This is a genomic window from Tahibacter caeni (genome assembly GCF_024609805.1).
In the GTDB taxonomy this organism is placed as follows: Bacteria; Pseudomonadota; Gammaproteobacteria; order Xanthomonadales; family Rhodanobacteraceae; genus Tahibacter; species Tahibacter caeni.
Genome location: NZ_JANFVR010000674.1, coordinates 1 through 1,048 on the forward strand (window position 1 = coordinate 1; position 1,048 = coordinate 1,048).

The following is a 1,048-nucleotide window of genomic DNA, read 5'->3' on the forward strand; positions in this document are numbered from 1 at the left end:
CGACCACAATGGCTGAGCCTTGCCCTGCTCGCGGCCGGCCCGGCCGTCGCTGCACCGCCGCCGGCACCGCCGGCCGCCGCGCCTGCGGCGCCGGCGGCTGCGGCAATGACCGCGGAGCAGGCCGAGCAGGCCGAGCTGCTGCTGTATCTCAGCGAATTCGAGGACGAGTCCGGCGACGCGCTGGATCCGGCCGATCTGCCGCCAGGTCCCGGGGAGGATGACGATGCACTGCGATGACATGCCGAGCCGCGGCGCCGCCGGCTGCGCGGGACGATGACGATGCGATTCGTTGCTTCAGCCCCGCGCCGGGCCGCCGGCCTGCTGTTCGCGCTGGTGTCGCTGTCCGCCGTGGCGCAGCCCCAGCCGCCGCCGCCGCCGCCGGTTCAGTCCGCGCCGGCGCCGGTTCCGTTTGCGAGCCTCGGCGACGCCGAACGCGAACAGCTGCAGCCGTTTGCGGCCGAGTGGGACCGGCTGCCGCCGGAGCGTCAGGCGCGTCTGCGTCGCGCCGCCGCGCGCTGGGCCGCGATGCCGCCCGAGCAGCGCGCCCGCGTGCAGGAGCGTTTCCGCCGCTGGCAGGCGCTGACGCCCGAGGAGCGCCAGGCGCTGCGCGAGCGCCTGCGCCGGTTCCGCGAGATGTCGCCCGAGCAGCAGGAGCGCGTGCGCCGCGGCGTCGAGCGCTTCCGCCTGCTGCCGCCCGAGGAGCGCGCGCGGCTGCGCGAGGAATTCGCGCGCATGACGCCGCCGGAGCGGCGCGCGTTCCTGCAAGGCGCGAACAACGAACGCCGCGCGCTCGCGCGCGAACGCTGGCTGCAGTCGCTGCCCGAGGACGAGCGCGAACCGATGCGCGCGATGATCGACGGCCTGTCGCCGCCGCAGCGCAAGGCCTTCCGCGATCTGCTGCTGGACACGCCGGCCGGGCAGCGCGACGCGCTGCGCCGGGAATTCCTGCAGTTGAGCCCGCAGCAGCGCGCCGCGCGCCTGCAGCCGCTGATTCCGCCGCCGCCGGCATCCTCGCCGCCCGGGCGGCCGCCGGGCTCGCCGCCGCGCT

The 1,048-nt window shown here is 76.7% G+C and carries 2 protein-coding genes; both read left to right on the forward strand.

The features are described from left to right. On the forward strand, positions 1 to 237 hold a 237-nt coding region (locus NON22_RS24755), incomplete at its 5' end, for a hypothetical protein (RefSeq protein WP_257389640.1). Positions 238 to 279: 42 nt separating this feature from the next. Next, positions 280 to 1,048 (forward strand): DUF3106 domain-containing protein (locus NON22_RS24760; protein WP_257389642.1); only part of this gene is annotated, 769 nt, incomplete at its 3' end.